Raw genomic sequence first — 26080 nt, 5'->3', positions numbered from 1 at the left:
AGTCCTATGGCCTCGTATATTCTCAAAAGACTCTTACTGATTATCCCGACCTTACTGGGGATCATGTTGATCAATTTTGTTATTGTGCAATCAGCACCAGGCGGTCCGATCGAACAGATTATTTCCAAAGTTCGCGGCCAAGCTGGCGATGCAGAGTCTCGTCTTGGCGGCAGCTCTGATATGGGTAAACAATTTGATCAAATGGCTGGCAATGACTCTATCTACCGCGGGGCTCAAGGCATTGATCCAGAATTTATCAAGGAACTGGAAATACAATTTGGATTTGACAAGCCTGCCCACGAACGCTTTTTCAAAATGATTAAGGATTATAGCCGGCTAGACTTTGGCAAAAGCTATTTCCGAGATACACCTGTTATTACTTTAATTCAGCAGAAACTCCCCGTATCAATTTCCCTCGGACTGTGGACAACCTTACTGATCTATCTGATTTCTATTCCGCTTGGCATTCGCAAAGCCGTTCGGGATGGCAGCCGCTTTGACATGTGGACGAGTGCCGTCATTGTTATAGGGTATGCAATTCCCAGTTTTCTATTTGCTCTTTTCCTCATCCTATTTTTTGCTGGCGGCAGCTATTTTACATGGTTCCCTCTTAAAGGGTTGATATCAGAAGGATGGGCAGAATTTGGATGGTTTCACAAAATTACGGATTATCTGTGGCATATGGTTCTACCGATCACAGCAATGGTTATTGGGGGATTTGCTAAACTGACCCTCCTGACTAAAAATTCGTTTATTGAAGAGATCAATAAACACTATGTTTTAACAGCGCGCGCTAAGGGAGTATCAGAAAAATCTGTGCTTTACGGCCATGTTTTCCGCAATGCGATGTTAATTGTGATTGCAGGTTTTCCGGCTGCCTTCATTCATATCTTCTTTACCTCCTCTCTTTTAATTGAATTTTTATTCTCGCTCGATGGGCTGGGGTATATGGGGTTCGAAGCAGCTTTAAGTCGTGATTACCCTTTGATGTTCGGTACCTTATTTATTTACACACTGATTGGAATGGTTCTACAGTTGATTGGCGACTTAACTTATATGCTCGTTGATCGACGCATTGATTTAACAGCGAGTCGGGGGTAAAGGATGGCTTTAACACCACTGACACAACGTCGTTTAGCTCAATTCAAAAAAAATCGCCGCGGCTTTTATTCGCTAATTATCTTTGCCTTTATCTTCTTAGTCACAACATGTGCAGAATTTATCGCCAATGATAAGCCTTTGTTAGTTTATTTTGACGGACACCTTTATAGCCCTGTTTTGAAAAATTATCCCGAGACTCACTGGGGAGGCGTGTTTGAAACAGAAACCAATTATAGGGATCCGGTCGTCAAAGACCTCATTTCCGCCAAGGGATGGTATCTATTTCCCTTAATTCCCTATAGTTTTGACACCGTTAATTATGATCTTACCGTTCCAGCCCCAGCACCGCCTTCCTCGGACAACTGGCTGGGGACTGATGATCAAGGGCGCGATTTGTTGGCACGATTAATTTATGGCACGCGTATTTCCATTTGGTTTGGATTAATTTTAACCTTTTTTGCCATGGTCATCGGTATCACAGTTGGCGGGCTCCAAGGATATTTTGGTGGCAAAATTGATCTCTATGTGCAACGATTTATTGAAATTTGGTCGGGCCTGCCGATTCTTTATCTTCTGATGATTTTATCAAGCATGGTGCAACCTAATTTTTGGTGGTTGCTGGGTATCATGCTCTTGTTCGGTTGGATGAATCTCGTTGCCGTGGTGCGTGCCGAATTTTTCCGCACGCGCTCCCTCGATTATGTCCGCGCCGCCGAAGCCCTCGGTGTCTCAAATATCAGCATTATGCATCGCCACATTTTACCCAATGCGATGGTTGCAACCATTACTTATTTACCCTTTATTATTAACGCGTCTATTACGACCCTGACCTCTCTTGACTTTTTAGGATTTGGGCTGCCACCGGGCTCTCCGTCCTTAGGAGAATTGATTACTCAGGGTAAAAATAATGTGAATGCGACATGGTTGGTGATGGCTGGGTTTACCTCCCTCGCTTTGATCTTAAGTCTCTTGGTATTTATTGGAGAGGCAATTCGCGATGCCTTTGATGCCCGAAAGGTAGTGGCCTCATGACTTTATTAGCTGTTAAAGATTTAAGTGTTCGTTTCAGTCCGCATGGGGCTGCAGCCGTCGATGCTGTCCGCCATGTGTCCTTTTCCTTAGAACAAGGAAAAACTTTAGCGCTGGTGGGGGAAAGCGGATCCGGAAAATCTGTTAGTGCTCTCTCCATTATGGGGCTCTTACCTTATCCTATGGCTAATCACCCATCGGGATCCATTCAATTTGAAGGTCAAGAATTACTCAATGGTGGCGAAGATTTCTTACGCCAGTATCGCGGCAATCAAATTGGCATGATTTTCCAAGAGCCTATGACGGCCCTCAATCCGCTACACACGATTGAGCAGCAAATTGCAGAATCCTTAATCATCCATAAAAAATTAACAGTCAAACAAGCGCACAGTCGCGTTATTGAACTTTTAAATCTGGTTGGATTTGCCGATGGTAAGGATCGCCTCGAGGCTTATCCTCACCAACTCTCAGGCGGACAACGGCAACGAGTTATGATTGCTATGGCGTTGGCTTGCGAGCCTAAACTCTTGATTGCTGACGAGCCCACCACAGCGTTAGATGTTACTATTCAAGCAGGCATTATCCATTTAATTCAATCCCTGCAGAGTCAATTCAACATGGGATTGCTGTTAATTAGCCACGACTTAAATATGGTTGCCAAAATTGCCAACTCTATTGCTGTCATGAAGCATGGTGAGATTGTTGAAAGCGACACAACCCACAAGATCCTTCACGCCCCACAGCATCCCTATACTCAAGCCTTGATTGCAGCTGAACCATCTGGGTCTCCCTTGACGACGCCGCATGAAGAAATCGTGATGCAGGCACAGAATATTGAGGTGGGATTCAAACGGTCCGCGCCCTGGTTCTGGCAAAACCGACTCTTTTTAAAGCTGTCAACGATGTCTCATTAACGCTTAAACGGGGAGAGACGGTCGGTATTGTGGGAGAAAGTGGCAGCGGCAAAAGTACACTTGTTTATTCTTTGCTGCGATTGCTCCCCAGCACAGGTAAAATTGTTTTCTGTGGCCAAGCGATCGAATCGCTAACCATGAAGCAAATGCGTCCCTTAAGAAATCAATTGCAAATCATTTTTCAAGACCCGTTTAGTTCTTTAAACCCGCGCTTATCGATCAGCCAAATTATTGCCGAAGGCTTAGAGGTTCATTCTCAATTATCTCCCCAAGAGATTGAACAAGAAGTTATCTCTATCCTCAAAGAAGTTGGCCTTTCTGAAGACGTTCGCCATCGCTATCCCCATGAATTTTCTGGCGGACAACGGCAGCGCATTGCGATAGCCCGCGCCTTAATCCTTAAGCCTGAAGTATTAGTGTTGGATGAGCCCACCTCAGCGCTGGATCGATCGATTCAAGCTGACGTTATCGATTTATTACGCACCCTACAGAAAAAATATACTCTGTCCTATTTGTTTATTAGCCATGATCTTAAAGTCATCAAAGCCATGAGCCATCGTATTATGGTGATGAAGAATGGCAAAGTCGTTGAACAAGGACCAACGGATCAAATTGTCGCCAACCCCCAATCGGATTATGCAAAAAAACTAATGAACGCGGCCTTTGGCCGATAAAAATATAAACAGTAATAATTTAATAAAAAACAATTTATTATATTAAGACTGTAATAAAAATTTTTGTTGCAAATTAAAACAACCTCTTCCATATCATGAGGGGGTAATATAGTAAAAACAAATCTAAGGTTAATCCAATGTTTAAAAAATTAATGATTTTATCGCTCTTATCGTCAAGTGTCATGGCTATGGAAAAATATGATTCAACAGCCGATATAAATAAGCTGTTAAGCATGCCTGCTCCTGAAGCCCAACAACAATATTTTCTAGCTCTTTCAGATGAACAAAAAGAGCAAGTATATTTGGATATCTCGGAAAAGGTAACGCCGGTTGCATCCGTTAAGATAAGAGATGGCCAGGTGCTTAAGACCACACCAATTCAGGGAAAGCAAGCAGAAATACAAGCCCATAAAGTACAATTAAGCATATTAACTGCCTCTGCCAAAGAGGCCCAAAATAGCCTCACAAAATTTCTTACCGCCCAAACCCAACTCTTCATTACTGATCTTCAACGGATAAAAAATAATTTAACATCCCCTCAACAGAAGGACGTAGAAAAATTTTTCTTTGAAGAACTACAAAAATTTTCTTTAATCAGTAATAGCAACCTTTCTCAATCAAATGAATCTTTCCAAAATTTTGTAAAACGATTGGCCAGTAAATGCGAAGTTAAAGAAGCTGATATTATATCCAATAAGGGAATGCGGCAGGCTGAAGCAGGAAAAACATATTTTCTACCATTTAATCGCAGTCAGGAAAAACTGAAAACAGCACAAGCTACAATGCTGCGCTTAAACGAGGAACTTACTGTTCTACAAAATGCAAGCAAATCCCCCGATTCTACTCTGTCCATAAAAATGAAAACTTTACTGGATGCATTAAATCAACTTTAAAAATAATTGCTTAACAATTTAATTAATTCGGCAAAGCATGTGTATGAGCTTGAACAGACTTAGCCGAATTAATTAAAAAATAATTTTGAAGAAACTTTCCCCTTTGCTAAGAAAATTTTGATATATATTGTATTTATTAAAGGGTATTTTAACGACTACTTATACTAATTTTTACACCCTCTTATTAAAGAAAATAGAACACCCCCTTCAAGAGGAGATTGTTAAGTTATGCTTCTCCAGCCATTACTTTACGACAAAGAATTTGTTAAATCCTCCCCCCTTAAGGTTGTTTCAGAGTTTCAGCCCGCCGGTGATCAGCCTCAGGCCATAAAAGACCTAACAGAAGGGGTGCTCAAAGGGGAAAAAGATCAAGTTTTGCTGGGCGTCACGGGATCTGGTAAAACATTTACAATGGCTCATGTCATCGCTAACACACAAAAACCGACCTTGGTGCTGGCGCCCAATAAAACGTTAGCAGCCCAGCTTTATGCGGAAATGAAAGAATTCTTCCCCCATAATGCGGTGGAATACTTTGTATCCTATTATGATTACTATCAGCCAGAAGCCTATGTGCCGCGCACCGATACCTATGTTGAAAAAGAAGCATCGATCAATGAACAAATTGATCGCATGCGGCACTCAGCAACCCGAGCTTTATTGGAACGCCGGGATGTGATCATTGTTGCCAGTGTCTCTTGCATTTATGGTATTGGCGGTCTCGAAACCTATAGTGGTATGATTATCCCCTTAAAAGTGGGGCAATATATTGAACGCAATGATCTCATCCGCAAACTGATCCAGATTCAATATAAGCGGAACGATTTATCCTTTGTCCGCGGGACTTTCCGAGTCCGCGGGGATGTGTTGGAAGTATTTCCTTCTCACTATGAAGACCGGGCCTGGCGCATTAGCTTTTTTGGGGATGAAATCGAAGCTATCACCGAAATGGATGCTTTGACCGGTGAAAAATTTGCTCAACTGGAACAAATTCGGGTCTTTGCCAACAGCCACTACGTTACACCCGGTCCGACCATAGAGCAGGCTATTAGAAAAATAGACATTGAGTTGAAACAACGACTCAAAGAATTTCAAGATCAAAATAAATTGCTCGAAGCTCAACGCCTTGAACAACGTATCAAATTTGATATTGAGATGATGGCGGCCACCGGTACATGTCCTGGTATTGAAAACTATTCTCGCTATCTAACGGGTCGGGCTCCCGGCGAAGCTCCCCCCACCTTGTTTGAATATCTACCCAAGGATGCGCTTCTCATCCTCGATGAAAGCCACGTCACCGTGCCGCAATTGAATGGAATGTACAAGGGTGACCGAGCCCGCAAGCAAACCCTCAGTGAGTATGGATTTCGCCTCCCCTCTTGCGCCGATAACCGTCCACTAAAATTTGAAGAATGGGAAGCCTTACGTCCCCAAACCGTCTTCGTGTCAGCCACTCCAAGCACCTGGGAATTGGAAAAAACACACGGCGTCTTTGCCGAGCAAATCATCCGTCCCACGGGCTTGATTGACCCTGTTTGCATTGTTCGTCCCACAGAGCATCAAATTGATGACTTAATTGCTGAGTGTAAAGCTGTCGTTAACCAAGGCATGCGTGTGTTGGTGACAACTCTCACAAAAAAAATGGCAGAAGCTCTCAGTGATTACTTGAATGACGCGGATCTTAAAGTCCGTTATATGCATTCTGATATTGAAGTTTTGGAGCGGGTGGAAATCATTCGCGATTTAAGATTAGGGGCCTTTGATGTCCTGATTGGAATTAACTTGCTGCGTGAAGGTCTCGATATCCCTGAATGTGGCTTGGTCGTTATCCTGGATGCGGATAAGGAAGGATATTTACGCTCTAGAACCTCCTTAATTCAAACCATTGGTCGTGCAGCGCGTAATGTGAACGGTCGCGTCATTCTCTATGCAGATCGGATCACAAAATCCATGCAAGAAGCCTTTTCCGAAACCAATCGCCGTCGCGAAAAGCAACAAGCCTACAATACGGCTCATGGGATCACCCCTGAATCGGTTAAGAAAAGCATTAAAGACGTTCTGCAAAGCGTCTATGCTGCCGATTCGATGACTGTTGAAATTGATACAGAGTCAAAAGAAATGGCTGGGCGGAATCTGCAGTCTTATATAAAAGAGATTGACAAACGGATGCGAGACGCTGCCTCTAACCTTGAATTTGAAGAAGCGGCCCGTCTACGCGATGAATTGAAACGGCTTGAGGCCCAACAACTTGGCATTACGTCCCCCCATGCCCCTAAACCCCAACCACGCGGAAAGAGACGTCGCTAAACCCACTTGGCACACTTATTGCTACCTTTGCGGTGACAGCAATAAGGAGTCAAAAGCATGGTTCTCAGTGTTCCAGTTCAACGGTCAGCAACAGTTGCCCTTTCTCTTCAGGAGACCTTATGGCCACAATTAGAAGCAACCGCTTCAAATTTAGCCAACAGCGTCACGAGTGGGTTCAAGCGCGTTTTCGCAGAATCCATCGAAGCGAAATATCAAAATTCCGCTAATGGCGACGTGTCGTATGTGACGCTGATGAATCTTAACCATGACTTTTCACCAGGCGCCTTAAAGCCAACTGGCAATACCTATGATATCGCAGTTTCCGGGGATGGGTTCTTCCAAGTGGAAGGGGGGAGATTAACCCAAAATGGTCAATTCCGCCTCAGTGCTGAGGGAACAATAGTAGGGCCGTCCGGCGAAGCTCTCTTGTCTAACGGTGGCGGACCTATCACAATTCCGGTTGACTCAAAATTTGTTAATATCAGCCCCAAAGGTGCCGTCAGTAACCAAAACGGCGTGATTGCTCATATTGGAGTTTTCACCGTTGCGGATAAAAAAACGCTTCGGTATACGAAAGATGGATATTACCTACCCACCGACGCTTTGCTTCTGAGTGAAAATGCGACGATCCACCAAGGATACCTTATGGAATCAAATGTAAATCCGATCGAAGAAACTGTTAAATTAATGGAAATCCAGCGCCGTTACGAACAAGCCGAAAAGCTATTAAAAGAAAGTTATGCATTCATAAGTAGCGTTATTAACATTTCATCCAGATCTGGAATGTGAAAATTTAATTAAATTGGAGTTTGCTCTATGTCTTTAAATAATGCTCTCAATATCGCAAAAACCGGTTTGCATCTACAAGAAACCAATATCGCCGTAAAATCGCAAAACTTAGCCTCTCAAGGTGTCGATAGCTTTAAACGTCAATATCTGGTGGCTCAGGATCTAGGTTATCAGGATAAAGTTCTAGCCGGCGCCCAAACATCCAATAACACAATTGCCGCTTTAGGTTTACCGATTGGTTTGGGGGTTAAGGCAGCGGGTATTTATCGATCCTTTGAAGGGGGGGATCCTATTTCAACAGGGGAAGCTCTCGATATTGCCATTATGGGCGAAGGTTTCTACCAAGTCCTCTTGCCGGATGGGACGAATGGATATACTCGAACAGCAACATTTCAAAGGGACCCTCAAACTGGCCAACTTGTCACCATTGACGGCTATCCTTTAATTCCTAATATTACAATTCCGATTGATGCCACAGATGTCCAAATTTCCCCTGATGGCATTATATCGATAAAATTAGCAGGACAAACTAACTTCCAAAATGCAGGCCAACTTCAAATTGTTCGTTTTATCAATCAGAATGGTCTCCGTGCTATGGGAAAGAATATTTTTCTCGAAAGTGATGGGTCAGGGACACCCCAAATAGCCAATCCTGGCCTTCAAGGTAATGGCACAATTTTGCAGGGATATCGAGAAGGGTCAAACGTTAACTCAGTCGAAGAAATTACCGATTTGATCAAAATCCAACATGCTTATGAACAACTAACAAAGGTTATTACCACCAGCGATGCTATGTTTGATGCCAGCATCCGGATGATCAACTAATCAGGAGAACTAACATGAAAACTCTAATCATCAGTACCTTTTTAATTGCTCAAGTCTGGGCTGCCCCTACACCTTTTTCGACATTAGACGTAACAAATGCTCTTAAAACCCATTTGCAAGATAAAGTGAATTTTTCAGGGGACTTTAATGTCAATCTTATCCCAAATAAGATCTCTATCCCCCACGAGGCGGATGAGGATACGCTAACCTTAGAGGAAGTTCACTTTGCTGCTGATCAAAAAAACTTTCAAGCAATTTTGACGATCGCCAATGGTGATAAGCGGACGCCTCTCAAGATGATTGCAGGTAAAATTGAACCCTTGAGCAAGGTACCGACCCTCGCACGCGTCATTACACCGGGCGATATTATTGAAGCATCCGATATTACGTGGAATAAATTGCCCAGTAGCCGCCTATCTCAGAATTTTATTCTTAAAGCAGAAGATTTAATCGGACAAACTGCAAAAAATCGCGTCCTGCAACCCGGCCAACCGTTGAATCGCCAGGATGTCCGCGCGCCGATTGTCGTGAAACGAGGTGACGCTGTCACCATTGCTTATAGGTCTGACAGTATGATATTAAAAACAACGGCCATTGCGGAAAAAGATGCCGCCATCGGAGAAATGACCCGCTTTAAAACGATGAATGGCAATAAAACGATCCAAGCGCGTGTTGTTGGTTTCCAAAAAGCAGAAATTAAGCCGGTGGAATTTTAAGAATGAGTAAAATACCCAATACCCTTTTCCTCACCACAATTATGGCGAGTTTGTCAGGCTGTAATTTAGCGGAACGGTTATCGCAAGTCGGGGATCCACCGGATATGAGTCAGATCCAAAACCCAACGCTGGTTTTCGATTATAAACCTGTGACGATGCCAATGCCGGCACCTGAGGCTCCCTCACAAAATAATAGCTCCCTTTGGCAAACAGGCTCACGTGCCTTTTTTAAGGATCAACGGGCCTCTCGCGTGGGGGATATATTAACGGTAAAAGCTCTTATTGAGCACAAATCAAAATTAGACGCTAAAGTTGAAACCCAGCGGGAGGTTAAACAAACCGTTGGAAGCTTGAACAATGTGTTTGGGTATGAAGATAAGATTAAGAAAGTATTTCCGGCCCAAGTGGATAAAACCTCTTTAATAGACTATAACTTTAAACCAGAAATGAAAACGAAGGGCACAACCCAATACGACAGTGTGCTGAATTTTAAAATGGCAGCCTCAATTATCGAAGTCTTACCCAATGGCAATCTTGTTATCCAAGGCAGGCAAGAAGTGCGGGATCGTGGAGAACTTGCCGTGATCGATTTAAAAGGAATTGTGCGACGGGAAGATATTTCCTCAAGCAACACCATTGACTATACAAAAATTGCCGAGGCCCGAATTTCCCGCACCACAACAGGCCAAGTGAGCGACGCAAACTCAACCCCATGGGGTATGGAAGTGCTGAATAAGGTGTCACCGTTCTAACAACCCAAGAATGGTGATACCAATCAACATAGTATTGCTGGCACCCCCAAAGTTCTGAAGCAATTTAAAAAGACTGAGTATGAGTTGCCGCCTTAACTTTTAAAGCCTCCTCTGCTATCTCTTTTTCTTCCTTTTTATCGCTCTCAGCAAACTTATTAATTTTATCGCTTGCCCATTTATCATTATTTGCAAAAGTTTCCCTAAAGCTGCTGCGGCTGTCTGCCTTGCATGAGAGCGGGTCTCTTTAGCAAGTATAGTAATGATTAATTTGGCCCAGGAGTTATCGCTTTGAGCACTAAGACTTAATACACCAGCTGCTATCTCTCTTTTTTCCATGTCATAATTTTTAGCCAATTTTTTAACCTCCTCTCTTGCCCATTTATCATCCCCCTCCACAAGCTTTTCAAAAATTGCTCCTGCTGTGGCTCGTGCTTCCTTAAGAGGGCTATTATAAAGATCCATAATCATTTCTTTCCCCTTACTCATGTACTGGTCGCCGCCCCCTATTTTGCTCTTAGCTCCAATTCGTCTAACAACTCCTAAAGCATCTACTGCTATCTCTCGAATTTCGCTTGAAGAGCTTTCAGAGAAACCAATAACCATATTTTCTGCTAATTCCGAAAAAGAAATGATCAAAAGACCTAAAATTTCCCTGACCATAGAACGTATAGGCTCCTGGGGCGTTTCAAGCAGACTCATAAGCATATATGTTCCCCAGGAATTTTTACACTGAACAAGAACTCTTAAAATCTTGGCAGCTATCGTCCTCACATGGTCGTGCGGACTTGATAAAATAGCCATAAGTTTATCTTTTGCCCACTGATTGTTATGCATTAGGATAAGATATTCTAAATAGCAGCCAGCGTTGGAACGAATATTATTATTACTACTTTCCAACAAAAGAGAAAAGGTGTCTTTTGCCCACTGATTATTTATAAGGATAAGATTTGTTAAACTCTCAAATGCTACGCCTGGCGCTTGCCGGACTTGGTCCGGTAGTTGCAGCAATAAGACTGTTAATGATGCGGATTGGTGGCGATAATAGTGCCGGTGACAGCCGTGACGTTAACAACGTCGGCTTTAAGAGTCACCCCAAAGGATGTCTGGGTTTGTTCCGTGAACTGGCATTTCTTTTTCTTACCGAACGAGCCCTTACCAGTGATAGTCCCTTGAATTGTGACGCTATCATGAGCATCTCGAAACTCAACATTGTTGCCGGCGACCATATCAATTTGACGCGCCTCAACCGCGGTCTTTTGTGCAATGAGATTATGGCCGGCTTCCTCAACAAATCGCCCGCGTGTGGTATGGTGAGACGCCACAGCCGTTGACGTATTGGTTTGAATGTGACCTTTTTTCTTACGACTAAAGTAGTGATCTACCCGTCAGGGCAATTGCATGAAAAAAACAGTATTAAAAAGGTAATAATTTTGTAGAAAAAGACAAAAGCCCCAAGAAAAAGTTTAAAGTTTTGGATATCATAAGATTTATAGAGGAAGTTGAAGACCCTCGTGATTCCTGGAAAATCCAGCATAATTTAAGCAGTATCCTTTTTACAACCTTATGCGCTGTCTTATCGGGGGCGCAGACATGGGATGATGTAGCGCTGTTCGGGCAAACAAAACAAGCATGGCTGTCAAAGTACATTTCTTTCGATAATGGAATCCCTTCTGCTTGGACTTTTAGAAGAATCTTTACACTGCTTCGCCCAGAATGCCTGGAGATCCTCTTAAGGACTCACGCAGATCAAATAATGGGAGCTCATAATGCTAACCATATAGCGATCGACGGGAAAACCTTGCGGTCGAGTAAGCGTAAGGATTTAAACTGTCTTCATTCCTTAAGCGCCTGGTGTCATGAGAAAGGTCTTGTATTGGCAGAAAAAGATGTAGACAAGAAATCCAACGAAATAACAGCAATTCCTTTATTATTGAACACGCTAGACTTAAAAGGGGCAACCGTCAGTATTGACGCTGCTGGTTGCCAAAAAACGATAGCAAGCCAAATCCAAGAGCAAAAAGGTGATTATGTTTTAGCTTTAAAAAAGAATCATCCTAAATTATATCAAACCATTGAACAATATATAGCAGATCAAGGACCTTCTTGCGATACTAAACTCCATGATGGTTTTGATGAAGGCCATGGACGATTGGTCCGACGACGCTACTTCGGTTATGATATTAGTCATCTTGAACAAGCAAAAGAGTGGTCAGGTTTAAAGAGCGTTATTGCTGTTGAAACAATCTTCTCGCACCCTAACAGTTCTACTCATGTTACGGCTCAATGGCGCTATTATCTTTCAAGTCATCCAGCCAACCATCAACAACTTCCTGACTATATCCGCAATCATTGGAGTGTTGAAAATAAGCTTCACTGGGTTTTGGATGTGCATTTGAAAGAAGACGAGGATCGTAAAGCTGAACGCCAAAGTGCCAAGGCTTTTGCTATTCTTAAACGTATGAGCTTAAATATTATTCGGTCCAAGGATGGTCATACCAAGGGTAGTTTACGGGGAAAACTGAAAAAAGCTAGTTGGGATACTGCCTATTTGTTGAGTTTACTCGTGTAAAAACAAGGCCTTCTATTAAGTAAAGCGGGTGTAAGCTTTTTAGGCGGCGCTTATGGTACGTTAAGAGAGCCTAAAATACAAATTATAGACCTCCAATATTAATATTTAGAAATCATCATAGAATTTTTAGTAATAACAGAGATTATTTTTATCCTAACCAGAAAACTGCCTAAGTTCCTAAACCTTTCATGCAATTGCCCTGATCTACCCGTTGAGCAAGAAGCTCAACCGGCACATCAATAATATCCGCTAGCGCCTTAATATGCGTCATCACGCCGGAATCGGTTTGCGCGCCGATCATGATCACACTCTGACCACTGTAAATTTTGAGAATATTTTGCACTGCAACACGGGTGGGAACGGGAATGGATAAAGGAGGAAAGTTAAATTTGAGGAGAGAGGAAACCTAAAATTAAAATACCCCGTTTTTCACAGGGTATTTTATGGTTAAAGAAACTAATTCTATTAGAAGAAAACAGTTTGGATAAGGATCATACTATAATTAGGGAGACGCTTAAATTAGCATCGCGATATAGTAATAATTTAACTAATCTCTCCATTTGAAACGGCAAGCATTAATTCATTAAGTTTAGCTACGATCTCATCCTTATTGCGCGAAGAAAATTTTACGAGGGGGTGTTCCCAATGCTTATCGTCAGCTCGGATTATTGTTATATAGAAAGCGCCCTCAGGTTCACCATCAGGTCCCCATCCTAGATCTACTAGAAGCTGATAATATTCATGGAGCACTTGAAACAGCATAGACCTATAGAGTTCATAGGGAAAAGGGTAATCAGGATCATCCTCAAAATATATAGGTCGACCTTGATCTAAAACTTCAAAGAAGAAATTATATATTACATTAAATCCTCTTGGGATAGCTAATGGTTGCAATTTTAAATCTTTTGAGTGAATAGTTACCATATCTCTAACTCTCCGACTTCTTTAAATATTGTTTCGCTGTAGCTTCTAAAATGGGATGACCATGATATTCTGGTTTACCCGTTTTAGTTAATTCAACCCTTATCCATTGGGTAGGCTGACCATTATTGTAGCCTATTACATCATTAAATTTATAGATATAAAAATCAGCGCCTTTACTTCCATCTCGCTTCACTAAAGTTCCCTTTTTTAATCCTGCTACCTCCAATTCTATCCGATTAAAATCTGGCAAATATTGTGCATGTCCTTCGCCACTCGCACTCATCCGTTTAGCTTCTTCAGATGTTCTAGCTTTAGTATGCTTGGTATAATCAGCAGGTTGGGCATTCTTAATCTGCTTCTGCCAATCTAACTGCTGGGTCCTTTCACCCTTTCGTGTATAATAATTATCATGGGCAATACGATCATGATCGCGGGTAATTTTTGGTGCTGAGCTATTCTTAGCAGCTTTAGGCTGATCCGAGGACCTTACGACTGCTTTCCCCTTCCCTTTTGGTTCCAGCTCACCGGTGATGAGATTACGACCCAGCGAGGTGTCTCCTCGCATACTGCCCCCGTTCGCTCCCTGTCTCATGCTGGAGGCAGAACCTTGACTACTGGAGCTGAAAGTAGAACTTGCCCCAACCCTGGTAGAAGGATTACCGCCGCTGCTACTACCACTGGACATCCGAGGCGCATGAGAGAGGCTTGGCGTCGACTGATGGACTGTGCTGCCATTCGCCACGGCTCGCATCTCGTCATAAAAACGATTCGCATTAGCCGACCTCTGAGCTGTAAAAGGAGCTCGGTTTTCATTTGCTATCCGAGTCAATGTCTTCTTGATAGGCTGGCTCTTGCCATACTGTTGATAAATAAACTTGGAGGTGGGAGCCTGGCTGATCCCTGCTAAATCCAGCGCGTCAGCCATTCGGATACGCCTGACTAACTTCGCCGTGGCGCTAGCTATTTTACCCATCGTAAGAAGTTGAGTCGCTTTAGCGGCTGCTGCCGGCCCCGGAACGAAAAAGGAGCCTAAGAATGTCGCATAGTCGCCTGCCTCTTGAGCCCAATATTGATTCCCCGTCAGTTCTCGTACATTCCGACGGATTTTAGTATTCGCTCCTTCAGAAATATCTCCCATCAATTTTCCAGCCTGAGAAACTGCTCCACCAGTCAGAAAATCTGCACCTTTTACTGCATACCCAAAGGTATCAAGCCAATCAGCACCGTGAGCCTTTAAGAAGGTTTCCATAGTCCGCTCACCGTTCCTGAAACGCTTTTGGCCGTCATATAGAGCGTCGCGGCTTCCAGATACCATGCGGTTAAACTTTTCAAAGCTAGCATCGGCCCGTCGCGGAGGACTTTGGCTTTTACTCTGATGAGACCGAGGATCACGCTCTCGGCTGCGACCCCGCTCTTCTGTCTCTGGCCCTTTATCGTCTTTGCCCCGTTTTTCCTCTTCCTCAAGATTTCTCTCAAACATCTCGGCAAATGCATCATCCGACCTGCCATATAAGACGCTGGTGGTCAGGAAATTATTCTCAACCGCATTGGTGGCTGCGCGGACGGCAACATCAACATTGGTACGGGTTGCCAACGCTGTCACAGCTGTACCAAGCTTGGCCCAGTTTGCTGCCTTTTGCCGGCGGACCTGAGAAGCCTTGTCGATATTCTCTTGGGTTAAAGGCCTGCCTTCCTGTTGAACATCCTGTCTTGCTTGCTCGGTTAGAGACTCATGATCGCCTACAATGCCTTCGGCCATTGTCTCGGATAGAACCGCCGCACCCCCCGCTGTTAAAGCTTCATCCACTCGGCCATGCGCTGCTAAGCCCATACTGAATCCAACTCCAAAATGCAGGGCTTTCTGCTCGAGAGGATTAACTTCCCCCTTAGCATACCATTGCCCGATCTTGTTGGCGGCAAACGCCGCTGCCGTATCCACCGCAACAGATTTAGCCCCTTCAGCCAGCGCCCCCTTAAAGCTTTCCTTGCCAAGCGTTGTGCGAACGGCTGTGTTCACCGTTTGGTTCAATAAATTGTACTGGAAGTGGGCCGCCAACAATTGAGGATTGCTTGCGATTTTGATAAAGTTAGCGTCTGGCTTTTGAATGCCATACGCACCGCCAATTTTAGCAGTAATCCCTGCCGTGACAAGAGAGACCCCCAAGGAGCGAATATAGTCTTTATTCACAAGGGTCTTGGCACCTTTAAGGAAATTACCGCCATTCTGCAGGGTGCCGACGGTAAACTGGGTTGCCACCGAACTGACAGCCACATCCAGCATCGCAATGGCCGTCGCATTGCCAGCCAAGAATGTGCTGCCGGTTGCAAGCGCCGCCCCCGCCCCACAGGTCACAATGGACACAGCAACAGCGATCACGGCCATCAGCGCTTGGCCCGGACCCTGGACCTTTTTATACTCACTCTTGTGCAGTTCCGCTAAGAATTTCTTCTCCAGCACGCCACCCTGTTGCTTGATATGGTCAAAGAACGCATTGGCTTGACCGTCGACCAATTGCACTAAGCTTTCGCGGGATTCAATATTGACAGTGCCGATGAACTTCGGTCGCGCATAGGTTGTATGCTCTTCCGTGCGTTGGCCCATGCGGTTCCACACAGAACTGTTACTGCTTTTCATTGAGCTAAAGCAATGATTGTTCACACCCAACAGAATGGAGACCAGTCCTTCGAGGGCTTTGAGGTTCGTTTCAATCGCTTCAAAGGTCGGATTGGTGGCGGTAATAGTACCAGTGACAGCCGTGACGTTAACAACGTCGGCGTTTGTTCAACTTTAGATTTTTGAGAGGAGATTTAAAGGAGAAAGGAGGCTTCAACAGCCTCCTATAGTAAGTCAAGAATCTTCAAGAAAGAAATAAGTTAGACCAAGATTACTCAGTCCTTTCTAACTTTATAAAGGGAAAAGTTTGCTTAAATCGCTCAAGAATATGAGGATTTTTCTCAAGATTCTTTAAGGCTGTTTTTTCTGTGCATAATTCGCAGGGATTTTCTTTTGAATAAAAGCCGCGTTTATAAGCTATACCGTACAAAGCTCTATGTTCAGTTTGAGTAAACTCTCCTTGACAATGATTTAAAATAAGGCGAGTTAACTCAGTTGGAATATCATAAAATTTTTCTGCTTCAAGAATCTCAAACATAAAAGTTGGTAATTCATAATCATTTATTTTTAACTTAAAATATATCCATTCCTTTAAATCTTCAAAAGTAATTGCACCTGCATATTTTGCGCTCATTACAAAATCAAACTCTTTAAAAATATCCTTATCTTTCATTTTATATACTCTATTTAGATAATGAGGTACTACCAATATGCGGTACCTCTTTATGAATTTTTGTTGGTATTAGCTGCATACGTCTAGCCTGTTGATCATGGTGCCAAGTCATACCTGGAATTTTTGCCTTTCCGGCATTGATAGCCGCTAATTGCTCTAGCGTAAAAGTTGTAGCATTTATTGTGCCTGATTGTATGTCTGCACGCAAGTTTCGAGTCGATGCCCGCATTTGTGCACGAGCACTTTTTCCATAAAACTGTTCTACAGCTAGATAAGTCTCATATTTCATGAGTGGAGTAAAATTTGGATTTCCTCGCTGATCATAAATAATTTGAGATTCTTGGTATCTTTGGCCCGACATTTTACTTCCTCGGGAGCCCTGCTTCGGTAATGTCGATGACGATACATTTTCAGCACCATATTGACTTTCTAAATGGTGGCGCCATTGATGAGGATTATAAATTCCTTGATTACTAGAACCAGAACCTGAAGTTGTGCGCTCAATAAACTCTTCAATAGACATACGAGTTGTAGAAACTCCTGAATTTGAAGACGGTCTCTCATTGGCAGCCTTTGGTATACTCTCAGACACATGGTGGTTATTTCTTACCACTCCCTTCCCTTTTGGTTCCAGCTCACCGGTGATGAGATTACGACCCATCGAGGTGTCTCCTCGAGTGGTGCCCCCATTTGCTCCCTGTCTCGTGCTGGATGAAGTCCCCTGACTGCTTGAGCTCGAACTTGGCCCAACCCTGGTAGAAGGATTACCACCGCTGCTACTACCACTTGACATCCGAGGAGCATTAGAAAGGCTTGGCGTCGAATTATGTACTGCTCCGCCATTCGCCACCACTCTCATATCTTCATGGATGCGATTCGCATTAGCTGATCGCTGAGCTGTGAAAGGAGCTCGGTTCTCATTGGCTATTTTTGACAAGGTGTTATGGACATGAGAGCTTCTACCATATTGTTGATGGATAAACTGGGATCCTTGAGGCCGACTGGCGCTCGCTAAATCTAATCCCTCAACAAGGCGGCTTCTCGTCACTAATTTAGAAGTTTTCTGTAAGCCTTTCGCAACAGTTTTACCAATACCTTTGGCGCTTCTCCCTGCAAATTCTGGAGCACGCTGATCATAGGTTTAACAATAACATTCCCTGAATGCACCCTTAGAAGTCTGTGTTAATTTTGAACATCGCTTTGGAGTTAAATCGCTCTCTTTCCCTTTATTCTTCCTCCTACCACAAAAGAAGTAAAAATTTATTGTTCAGAGAAAGCTTTATAGTAGAGTAGACCAATCCACTTTAAATAGTAAGATTCTTATAGATTATTTTGAATTTAGAGGAGTCATAGATTAACTCCTATCCATCCTCCCAATCGCTTTCTCTAATATCAAACTCCCATTCCGCTTGAGACATGGCATCTTGGATATTTTCATGAAAGGAATCGGTAATTTCATGCCCTTCCTTATCGCAATAGAAGAGATATACATTCTTCTCTCCAGGATACTGTATAATCTGCAATTGATAGGGTTTCGTCATCACTTTTCCATAAACCATATGTTTGGTTTTAATTGCGCCTTGAGTGTCGTTCAAAAAAACACGTTTAATTATTTTAAAATCCATTTTCTTTAATCCGGTAAAATTTCAACAACTGTATTTTCAATAATGTTACCGCCAGGTTTATTATATGCTTCAAAGTGCCCATGATGTCTAGAACTTGTAACTTCATGCCTACCATATCTTACTTGCCTTAAGCCATCTTGCGATATGTAACGTCCGTTAGGTAAGCTTGAATAGCCACTACCTAGATATTGCTCTGCAAAGTTTAAAAATTCTGATTCAGTCACACTTCCGCCTGGAAACTCTGGAGCACGCCGCACCATAGGCTTAGCAGTCGCATTATTTGAAGAATTCGTCGCATTTAATGAGTTTGACTTAGGCTGCTTTGCTACATATGGAATAGTAGGCTGAGTATCAACTTTCCCCTTCCCTTTTGGTTCCAGCTCACCGGTGATGAGATTACGACCCAGCGAGGTGTCTCCTCGAGTACTGCCCCCGTTTGTTCCCTGTCTCATGCTGGATGAAGCGCCCTGACCACTGGCGCTAGAACTTGCCCCAACCCTGGTAGAAGGATTACCGCCGCTACTACTACCACTGGACATCCGAGGCGCATGAGAGAGGCTTGGCGTCGACTGATGGACTGTGCTGCCATTCGCCACGGCTCGCATCTCGTCATAAAAACGATTCGCATTAGCCGACCTCTGAGCTGTAAAAGGAGCTCGGTTTTCATTTGCTATCCGAGTCAATGTCTTCTTGATAGGCTGGCTCTTGCCATACTGTTGATAAATAAACTTGGAGGTGGGAGCCTGGCTGATCCCTGCTAAATCCAGCGCGTCAGCCATTCGGATACGCCTGACTAACTTCGCCGTGGCGCTAGCTATTTTACCCATCGTAAGAAGTTGAGTCGCTTTAGCGGCTGCTGCCGGCCCCGGAACGAAAAAGGAGCCTAAGAATGTCGCATAGTCGCCTGCCTCTTGAGCCCAATATTGATTCCCCGTCAGTTCTCGTACATTCCGACGGATTTTAGTATTCGCTCCTTCAGAAATATCTCCCATCAATTTTCCAGCCTGAGAAACTGCTCCACCAGTCAGAAAATCTGCACCTTTTACTGCATACCCAAAGGTATCAAGCCAATCAGCACCGTGAGCCTTTAAGAAGGTTTCCATAGTCCGCTCACCGTTCCTGAAACGCTTTTGGCCGTCATATAGAGCGTCGCGGCTTCCAGATACCATGCGGTTAAACTTTTCAAAGCTAGCATCGGCCCGTCGCGGAGGACTTTGGCTTTTACTCTGATGAGACCGAGGATCACGCTCTCGGCTGCGACCCCGCTCTTCTGTCTCTGGCCCTTTATCGTCTTTGCCCCGTTTTTCCTCTTCCTCAAGATTTCTCTCAAACATCTCGGCAAATGCATCATCCGACCTGCCATATAAGACGCTGGTGGTCAGGAAATTATTCTCAACCGCATTGGTGGCTGCGCGGACGGCAACATCAACATTGGTACGGGTTGCCAACGCTGTCACAGCTGTACCAAGCTTGGCCCAGTTTGCTGCCTTTTGCCGGCGGACCTGAGAAGCCTTGTCGATATTCTCTTGGGTTAAAGGCCTGCCTTCCTGTTGAACATCCTGTCTTGCTTGCTCGGTTAGAGACTCATGATCGCCTACAATGCCTTCGGCCATTGTCTCGGATAGAACCGCCGCACCCCCCGCTGTTAAAGCTTCATCCACTCGGCCATGCGCTGCTAAGCCCATACTGAATCCAACTCCAAAATGCAGGGCTTTCTGCTCGAGAGGATTAACTTCCCCCTTAGCATACCATTGCCCGATCTTGTTGGCGGCAAACGCCGCTGCCGTATCCACCGCAACAGATTTAGCCCCTTCAGCCAGCGCCCCCTTAAAGCTTTCCTTGCCAAGCGTTGTGCGAACGGCTGTGTTCACCGTTTGGTTCAATAAATTGTACTGGAAGTGGGCCGCCAACAATTGAGGATTGCTTGCGATTTTGATAAAGTTAGCGTCTGGCTTTTGAATGCCATACGCACCGCCAATTTTAGCAGTAATCCCTGCCGTGACAAGAGAGACCCCCAAGGAGCGAATATAGTCTTTATTCACAAGGGTCTTGGCACCTTTAAGGAAATTACCGCCATTCTGCAGGGTGCCGACGGTAAACTGGGTTGCCACCGAACTGACAGCCACATCCAGCATCGCAATGGCCGTCGCATTGCCAGCCAAGAATGTGCTGCCGGTTGCAAGCGCCGCCCCCGCCCCACAGGTCACAATGGACACAGCAACAGCGATCACGGCCATCAGCGCTTGGCCCGGGCCCTGGACCTTTTTATACTCACTCTTGTGCAGCTCTGCTAAGAATTTCTTCTCCAGCACGCCACCCTGTTGCTTGATATGGTCAAAGAACGCATTGGCTTGACCATCCACCAATTGCACTAAGCTTTCTCGGGATTCAATATTGACGGTGCCGGTGAACTTCGGTCGCGCATAGGTTGTATGCTCTTCCGTGCGTTGGCCCATGCGGTTCCACACAGAACTGTTACTGCTTTTCATTGAGCTAAAGCAATGATTGTTCACACCCAACAGAATGGAGACCAGTCCTTCGAGGGCTTTGAGGTTCGTTTCAATCGCTTCAAAGGTCGGATTGGTGGCGGTAATAGTACCAGTGACAGCCGTGACGTTAACAACGTCGGCTTTAAGAGTCACCCCAAAGGATGTCTGGGTTTGTTCAGTAAACTGGCATTTCTTTTTCTTACCGAACGAGCCCTTACCAGTGATAGTCCCTTGAATTGTGATGCTATCATGAGCATCTCGAAACTCAACATTGTTGCCGGCGACCATATCAATTTGACGTGCCTCAACCGCGGTCTTTTGTGCAATGAGATTATGGCCGGCTTCCCCAACAAATCGCCCCCTAGTCGTATGCCGAGAGGCCACCGCCGTTGACGTATTGGTTTGAATGCGACCTTTTTTCTTACGACTCGTAAAATACTCTATATGTTGTGTTAGAAGCTCAACTGGCACATCAATAATATCCGCTAGCGCCTTAATATGCGTCATCACGCTAGAATCGGTTTGCGCCCCGATCATGATCACACTCTGACCACTGTAAATTTTGAGAATATTTTGCACTGCAACACGGGCGGGGACAGGGATATGTTCAATAAAGTTTTCCGCATCCCGATAAAGGCGCTCTTTCCTCGATTCTAAGATCACATTGTCGTACAAAGAGGCCAGGAAGGCATTTTCAGCTTCTATAGTGGCATAGATGTTGACGGGTCCTTCATTGATGATCCCGACTTGGTCGGAACGGAAGGTTCCATACAAAGTCACAGACCCCAAGCCGGAACTGGATGAGGCGGTCGATTGCATCGACGAGGATACCGCGCTAGACGACGAAGACGGTATTAACGATAAATCACTTTCGGTTGGCGACCACTCCGGATTGTAAGTTAACAGGCGTTGTTGATGGCGTTGAGCTTGGTGTTCTAACTGAGTGACGGTCTCAGGGTGACCTTCAAAATGGTTAAGCAAAGCCCTTTGCAGGAGCGGGTCGTCTTTGTAAGATTCGATCATCTGCTGCGGTGTCATGGACGCTGGTAAAATGGCCAGCACATTAATCCGACTCAAGCCACCGCGCTCAGCCCGGGCATTCTGCATCATGGACAATGGGAATACTATTTTCGGAGAAAGTTCTTCTACCCCTTGGCTACTTCCTGCCTCATAAAAGATAACCGGTTTATCTGGCCACCGCTGAGAGAGAGAGGATGCTAGGGTTACCAAAGTTTGAGGGGCGTCAGCCGTGTCTCCTTTTAATTGACTTACATACTCCGTCGCATTTCGGTGCAATTGTTTAACGCACTCTTCATCAATGGCTTGATTGTCATAGATATAACCGCGCATTAAAGTCTCTTGGCAAGACTTGCGGACCCGATCAATTAAGAAGCCGGGACTAATGGAAAAAATAGTCGGACCGTTTAGCTTTTTTAGACCAGACGCACTAACAATATGGACATGATCGTAAATATCACGATAGAACTGCTCTGCTTTCTCACTATCAAACCAGAAACGCTCATGCATTTTAAAGAAGATTTGTGATGAGTGAGCTTGACCAATCAGTTCTTTGAGGTTGGGTGCAATATAAGTTGTTTGAAGGTTGAATCCCTTCGCCATCAAATCCTGAATCGGGTTTTTTGGCGCGATGTAATAAGGATTTGGGCTGCCTAAAGCTAAATTACCACTGCCCATGGTAACCAACATGAAGGGGGTGCTGATGGAGGCATCCACCGTTTGGCTTGATGACTCCTCGGCTGTAGATGCAATAATTCCTGTGGAAGCACTCTTATAACTGGGGAAAACTGCCTGGGCGCCTTCAAAGTTGTTAGTTTTCCTCAAGAAACCGACGGCATAACTGTGCGGACTGTTTGGCGCAGCGTATCCCGTATTGTCCATAGGGTTAGGGAAGTGGTAATTCTGTGCAATTGTCACTCCACTATGTCGGAGTCTACCGCTATATTGGGCGGTCAGAAAACCTTCTCTTTCGCACGCGGCCCGATCATAGAATTTTTGAAAATAACTACAAGTAAGAGGAGAGTCTGTGTGCTTTATATGAGGAGTCATAACTTTTGCATACCACGTCGAGCCGATCAGAGTTAGAGGCGTCGACCTATCTGCATCAATCGTTCCTTGGACTTCTAAACTGGCAGCATCGCTATGACAGTGGGTATAAGTTCTTACCCACCAGGACAAATAATTATGCCCCGCTTGTATACTATAATAATGATGATGCGCTTTACTTTCCACTCGATTGAGTTGAAGCCCCCCTCCATTTTTAAAAAATAAATTATTAGCAATATCTAACGAACAGGCTGTGCCTTTTGACAGAGTTGAAGAATCAAGGATTAAATCATGACTTTTAAGGGTTCCCTGTAAAATCATATGGCCTGTGAAGGAAGTTTGCTGTTTTATGTCGAATGCAGTTCCGTTGGTGGTATAAACGGGCAAAACCTGAAGATGCCGACCATCATAAAAAGTAGGAACAGATTTGCCAAATATTTCACAGCTCTTGGCTGAATTATAAGATCCTATGTTAGAGGAGGATGCACCCGATTGGCGATTACTATAAAATGTTGCTAATCCGATGCGCGTCGGATCTTCGACTAACCGCCCAATAAAGTGACCATGAGCTGCCCAACTGTCGACATTTAAGGCACTCATTACCCCCCGTTCCATATCAAATTTACTGATCAGAGCATCAACGTTACCGTCCTTAAATAATAATTCTGTCGCTCTGTCTTGCTGATTATCCGGTATCTCCAAAGTAGCTTCAGGGGCATACACTCTCATCCCTTTATCGGCTTGGATACTAGCGTTAAGGCGAATGGTGTGCTTCGGCTCCGCAAGGGGCTGGCTTTTATCCCCATACAACCTTGTCCATTCCTGGACAACCTCCTGCCGATTTTTAAAAGTATTCAGCCAGATTTCAAAAGTGCCGCGGGTGCGATAAGGGTGATTAAATTCTAGATCTTTTTGGGGGCTACATTCCCAAAGTGTTCGCTCGCAATTAATTTGATCATTTAATGTCCAAGACGAGAGATATAAATATAAGCTCGGCGTTTGAAAATCAAGATTCGTGCCGGTAAGATGGGTGCCATAGATAACACTATAGGTGTCAGCCGCGACAGTTCCATTCTGTAAAGTTAAATTCTGAGACGGTGAACGATCACGCAGCCCAATCTTATTTCCTTTGATGGTGCCCAACTCTTCAATATTAGATACGTTATCAAATACAAGGTTGGTTATGCCCTTAGCGCCAATTTCGCCGCCTTTATTAGTAAATTTAGGAGAATTCATATAGACATTTGTATTCTTTAGGCCGCTGATGCTTCCTCTCTTATTATCAAGGTCAGCCGTTTGCAAAATCACATCATCGGCTGCATGAATTTTTCCTTGGGTATTTTTAAGACGAGCGCTCAAAATGCTCACTTTTTGTGCCGCATGAATATCACCCTTAGTATTATCCAGGTCAGGGGAGCGAACCTCGACAATGTCCCCATTCATCAGTCCATCATTTTGAACCGTGGGAACCTCAAGCTTTAAGGTCGGCGCTTCGATGGTTTTGTGATTCTCAAGCTTTCCCCGGCCCGTTACGGTCAAAGGACTGGTACTGGAAATCGTTCCATGATTGGTGAGGCCAGGATTGGCCCCCACAAGATTAAGGATGGCTGATGCATTATCTGTCTGTCCGTTGAGAACAATATGGCCAAAGTTCTCGCCTGCCCCGGCTAACTGCAATTCTCCGCTTCCTACCATTGTTCCATACAGTTTAAACGGTGACTTAACCGAAAGATATTGTTTAGAAGAAAATCGGATGCAGCTTGATGAATAGGTTTTTAAGCGACCTAACGTTAAATTGATTGAACAATCAAAGGTTCCTTTATTCACCAAATAGGGAATAGACCCAGTGGAGAGCTGATCGTTACTTCCTAAAACAAAGTGGCCTCCATTTTTAATTTTTTTAATTAGAAACCACGGTGAATCAGTAATTTTAAAAGAAGCCCTCTTATGGTTAACAATCTCTGAGCAAAAAAAACTGCCCTTTTTTGCATGAAACTGCTTTGTGTTTACAACACCGCCAAGGATAGGGTAAACGCCTTTTAAATCCTCCGGAACAGAGCTGTCAACAAGACCACTTTCCTCTAAAGCAGTAGCTAAGGTTTGACTATATGCTTGTAGAGCCATTAATTTTTGTAATACAGCACTGCCATCGTCAGCCTTTTGAGGCAACCCTTTTTGATAAGGGGAGGTCACGCTAATATCATCCCCCTTAATCTTATTTAAATTGATGATTGTGAGAGCCTTCACAATTTGCAAAGAAGCCCCAGACTCAAGACATAGTTGATTGTAATTAACGAAGGCATTGCTACCCAAATCCCAACGGTTTTGTCCTTTAAGATGAAGGATACCGGCATTATGCAAATGGCCACTTACTAAGGATAAGTTGGCTAAGGTATCGGGACTGCTGCCGCGCACAATTATACCCGCGTTGGCATCATGGGATGCCGTCACTTTCTTCAGCGTACTTCCCCCCATCAATATAGAGCCATAACTTTCTAAGATGAGAGTATGAATAGAGCAGTTTTGCAACAAGACCATGCCTGGCGTTTGGATTTCGAAGGTGTCGGTTGGGATCTCAATGCCAGCCAAAGTAATTTGGCCATCATAGCCAACAACAATTTTTCCAAAAGTAGACGTATTCCATTCAATGGCCTCAATTCCATCATAACGTGGCAAGGTATTTGGTGAAAACTCATGCTGGATAAAATTCACAAAGTCATGGTCGATGGTTTCGTAGCTATCTTCGTTTTGCTTTTTCTGGCTAAGGCTAAGATTAAGAATCTCTAGCTGATTCTGCTTATCCAATTGTCGATCAATTTGAATTCTGAATTGGTGGGGCTGTTCCATCGCAAAGGATGTTACCACCAACATCTTGATATAAGAAACAAGCACCAGAGAAGAAATAATTTTACGAAAAACAGCCATATTTTTACCCCATAATAAAGCCCCCGAAATTACATGAATAACGAGGGCTTTGGTCGAAAGAACAACAATCTGAAAGAGGTTTTAATACTTTATTAAGACTTTTTCAAGCCCCTAAAATGCTGTTTTTTTGTTTTTTTCACCATTTCTGAAAAATAATTCAATGAACTTTATAATTAATTATTTTCGAGTATGTTTTTAAT

At 44.0% G+C, this 26080-nt stretch carries 18 protein-coding genes and 1 pseudogene; 10 read left to right on the top strand and 9 right to left on the bottom strand.

Annotation, left to right across the window (positions count from 1 at the left end; genetic code table 11):
* Positions 1-6: 6 nt before the first annotated feature.
* The 9 genes and pseudogenes from ID47_RS00180 (at position 7) to ID47_RS00140 (ending at position 9997) form a co-directional block, all read left to right on the top strand.
* Complete coding sequence (locus tag ID47_RS00180; RefSeq protein ID WP_038462651.1) at positions 7-1101, top strand: microcin C ABC transporter permease YejB; 1095 nt, start codon at positions 7-9, stop codon at positions 1099-1101.
* Positions 1102-1104: 3 nt separating this feature from the next.
* Positions 1105-2133 carry an ABC transporter permease gene (locus tag ID47_RS00175; RefSeq protein ID WP_038462648.1) on the top strand — a complete coding sequence of 343 codons (1029 nt, stop codon included), beginning with the start codon at positions 1105-1107 and terminating at the stop codon, positions 2131-2133.
* A pseudogene (locus ID47_RS13770) lies at positions 2130-3718 on the top strand (ABC transporter ATP-binding protein). Before ID47_RS00175 ends, ID47_RS13770 begins: the two are co-directional and overlap by 4 nt.
* A 137-nt stretch (positions 3719-3855) precedes the next feature.
* Positions 3856-4611, top strand: coding sequence for a hypothetical protein (locus ID47_RS00165; protein WP_038462646.1), 756 nt, complete (start codon positions 3856-3858; stop codon positions 4609-4611).
* A 228-nt stretch (positions 4612-4839) separates the two neighbouring features.
* On the top strand, positions 4840-6915 hold the full coding sequence (gene uvrB, locus ID47_RS00160) for an excinuclease ABC subunit UvrB (RefSeq protein WP_038462644.1): 2076 nt from the start codon (positions 4840-4842) through the stop codon (positions 6913-6915).
* A gap of 57 nt (positions 6916-6972) precedes the next feature.
* Positions 6973-7704, top strand: coding sequence for a flagellar hook-basal body complex protein (locus tag ID47_RS00155; RefSeq protein ID WP_038462641.1), 732 nt, complete (start codon positions 6973-6975; stop codon positions 7702-7704).
* A 27-nt stretch (positions 7705-7731) separates the two neighbouring features.
* Positions 7732-8529, top strand: coding sequence for a flagellar basal-body rod protein FlgG (gene flgG, locus ID47_RS00150; protein ID WP_038462639.1), 798 nt, complete (start codon positions 7732-7734; stop codon positions 8527-8529).
* A 14-nt stretch (positions 8530-8543) separates the two neighbouring features.
* Complete coding sequence (flgA, locus tag ID47_RS00145; RefSeq protein ID WP_038462635.1) at positions 8544-9245, top strand: flagellar basal body P-ring formation chaperone FlgA; 702 nt, start codon at positions 8544-8546, stop codon at positions 9243-9245.
* A 2-nt stretch (positions 9246-9247) separates the two neighbouring features.
* The gene (locus tag ID47_RS00140) at positions 9248-9997 is read left to right on the top strand and encodes a flagellar basal body L-ring protein FlgH (RefSeq protein ID WP_038462633.1); all 750 of its coding nucleotides are present in this window, start codon (positions 9248-9250) and stop codon (positions 9995-9997) included.
* A 114-nt stretch (positions 9998-10111) separates the two neighbouring features.
* On the opposite strand, the gene ID47_RS00135 is transcribed toward ID47_RS00140, so the two are convergent.
* Both ID47_RS00135 and ID47_RS00130 read right to left on the bottom strand, forming a co-directional pair.
* Positions 10112-11005 (bottom strand): hypothetical protein, encoded by an 894-nt coding sequence (locus ID47_RS00135; protein WP_038462630.1) that lies wholly within the window; start codon positions 11003-11005, stop codon positions 10112-10114.
* A gap of 8 nt (positions 11006-11013) precedes the next feature.
* Positions 11014-11319: a hypothetical protein gene (locus ID47_RS00130; RefSeq protein WP_038462628.1), complete on the bottom strand. Its 306-nt coding sequence runs from the start codon at positions 11317-11319 to the stop codon at positions 11014-11016.
* 149 nt (positions 11320-11468) lie between these two features.
* On the opposite strand from ID47_RS00130, the gene ID47_RS00125 reads away from it, so the two are divergent.
* On the top strand, positions 11469-12566 hold the full coding sequence (locus ID47_RS00125; protein WP_038462597.1) for an ISAs1 family transposase: 1098 nt from the start codon (positions 11469-11471) through the stop codon (positions 12564-12566).
* Positions 12567-12735: 169 nt separating this feature from the next.
* Here ID47_RS00125 and ID47_RS13580 read toward each other — a convergent pair whose 3' ends face one another.
* The 7 genes from ID47_RS13580 to ID47_RS00095 all read right to left on the bottom strand — a co-directional run bounded on the left by ID47_RS13580 (position 12736) and on the right by ID47_RS00095 (position 25880).
* Positions 12736-12867, bottom strand: coding sequence for a hypothetical protein (locus ID47_RS13580; RefSeq protein WP_269516646.1), 132 nt, complete (start codon positions 12865-12867; stop codon positions 12736-12738).
* Between the two features lie 242 nt (positions 12868-13109).
* On the bottom strand, positions 13110-13490 hold the full coding sequence (locus tag ID47_RS00120; RefSeq protein ID WP_038462626.1) for a hypothetical protein: 381 nt from the start codon (positions 13488-13490) through the stop codon (positions 13110-13112).
* 4 nt (positions 13491-13494) lie between these two features.
* On the bottom strand, positions 13495-16092 hold the full coding sequence (locus ID47_RS00115; protein WP_038462624.1) for a DUF637 domain-containing protein: 2598 nt from the start codon (positions 16090-16092) through the stop codon (positions 13495-13497).
* 283 nt (positions 16093-16375) lie between these two features.
* A complete protein-coding gene (locus ID47_RS00110; RefSeq protein WP_038462622.1) occupies positions 16376-16777 on the bottom strand; it encodes a hypothetical protein in 402 nt (133 codons plus the stop codon).
* A gap of 10 nt (positions 16778-16787) precedes the next feature.
* The gene (locus tag ID47_RS12535) at positions 16788-17825 is read right to left on the bottom strand and encodes an HNH endonuclease (protein ID WP_051908277.1); all 1038 of its coding nucleotides are present in this window, start codon (positions 17823-17825) and stop codon (positions 16788-16790) included.
* 313 nt (positions 17826-18138) lie between these two features.
* Positions 18139-18402, bottom strand: a complete 264-nt coding sequence (locus tag ID47_RS00100; protein ID WP_051908276.1) for a hypothetical protein — start codon at positions 18400-18402, stop codon at positions 18139-18141.
* Positions 18403-18407: 5 nt separating this feature from the next.
* Complete coding sequence (locus ID47_RS00095) at positions 18408-25880, bottom strand: DUF637 domain-containing protein (RefSeq protein WP_038462620.1); 7473 nt, start codon at positions 25878-25880, stop codon at positions 18408-18410.
* Between the last annotated feature and the right edge of the window lie 200 nt (positions 25881-26080).

Origin of the sequence: Candidatus Paracaedibacter acanthamoebae (assembly GCF_000742835.1) — a bacterium.
GTDB lineage: Bacteria > Pseudomonadota > Alphaproteobacteria > Paracaedibacterales > Paracaedibacteraceae > Paracaedibacter > Paracaedibacter acanthamoebae.
The sequence above is the reverse complement of the archived record's forward strand: the minus strand, read 5'-3'. Positions and strand labels throughout refer to the sequence as shown.

Bases quoted from the DNA above. Each gene is read 5' to 3' on its own strand.
- ID47_RS00180 (WP_038462651.1), top strand. From the start codon at position 7: ATGGCCTCGTATATTCTCAAAAGACTCTTACTGATTATCCCGACCTTA.
- ID47_RS00175 (WP_038462648.1), top strand. From the start codon at position 1,105: ATGGCTTTAACACCACTGACACAACGTCGTTTAGCTCAATTCAAAAAA.
- ID47_RS00165 (WP_038462646.1), top strand. From the start codon at position 3,856: ATGTTTAAAAAATTAATGATTTTATCGCTCTTATCGTCAAGTGTCATG.
- uvrB (WP_038462644.1), top strand. From the start codon at position 4,840: ATGCTTCTCCAGCCATTACTTTACGACAAAGAATTTGTTAAATCCTCC.
- ID47_RS00155 (WP_038462641.1), top strand. From the start codon at position 6,973: ATGGTTCTCAGTGTTCCAGTTCAACGGTCAGCAACAGTTGCCCTTTCT.
- flgG (WP_038462639.1), top strand. From the start codon at position 7,732: ATGTCTTTAAATAATGCTCTCAATATCGCAAAAACCGGTTTGCATCTA.
- flgA (WP_038462635.1), top strand. From the start codon at position 8,544: ATGAAAACTCTAATCATCAGTACCTTTTTAATTGCTCAAGTCTGGGCT.
- ID47_RS00140 (WP_038462633.1), top strand. From the start codon at position 9,248: ATGAGTAAAATACCCAATACCCTTTTCCTCACCACAATTATGGCGAGT.
- ID47_RS13580 (WP_269516646.1), bottom strand. From the start codon at position 12,867: ATGATCGGCGCGCAAACCGATTCCGGCGTGATGACGCATATTAAGGCG.
- ID47_RS00120 (WP_038462626.1), bottom strand. From the start codon at position 13,490: ATGGTAACTATTCACTCAAAAGATTTAAAATTGCAACCATTAGCTATC.
- ID47_RS00115 (WP_038462624.1), bottom strand. From the start codon at position 16,092: ATGGGCCAACGCACGGAAGAGCATACAACCTATGCGCGACCGAAGTTC.
- ID47_RS00110 (WP_038462622.1), bottom strand. From the start codon at position 16,777: ATGAAAGATAAGGATATTTTTAAAGAGTTTGATTTTGTAATGAGCGCA.
- ID47_RS00100 (WP_051908276.1), bottom strand. From the start codon at position 18,402: ATGGATTTTAAAATAATTAAACGTGTTTTTTTGAACGACACTCAAGGC.
- ID47_RS00095 (WP_038462620.1), bottom strand. From the start codon at position 25,880: ATGGCTGTTTTTCGTAAAATTATTTCTTCTCTGGTGCTTGTTTCTTAT.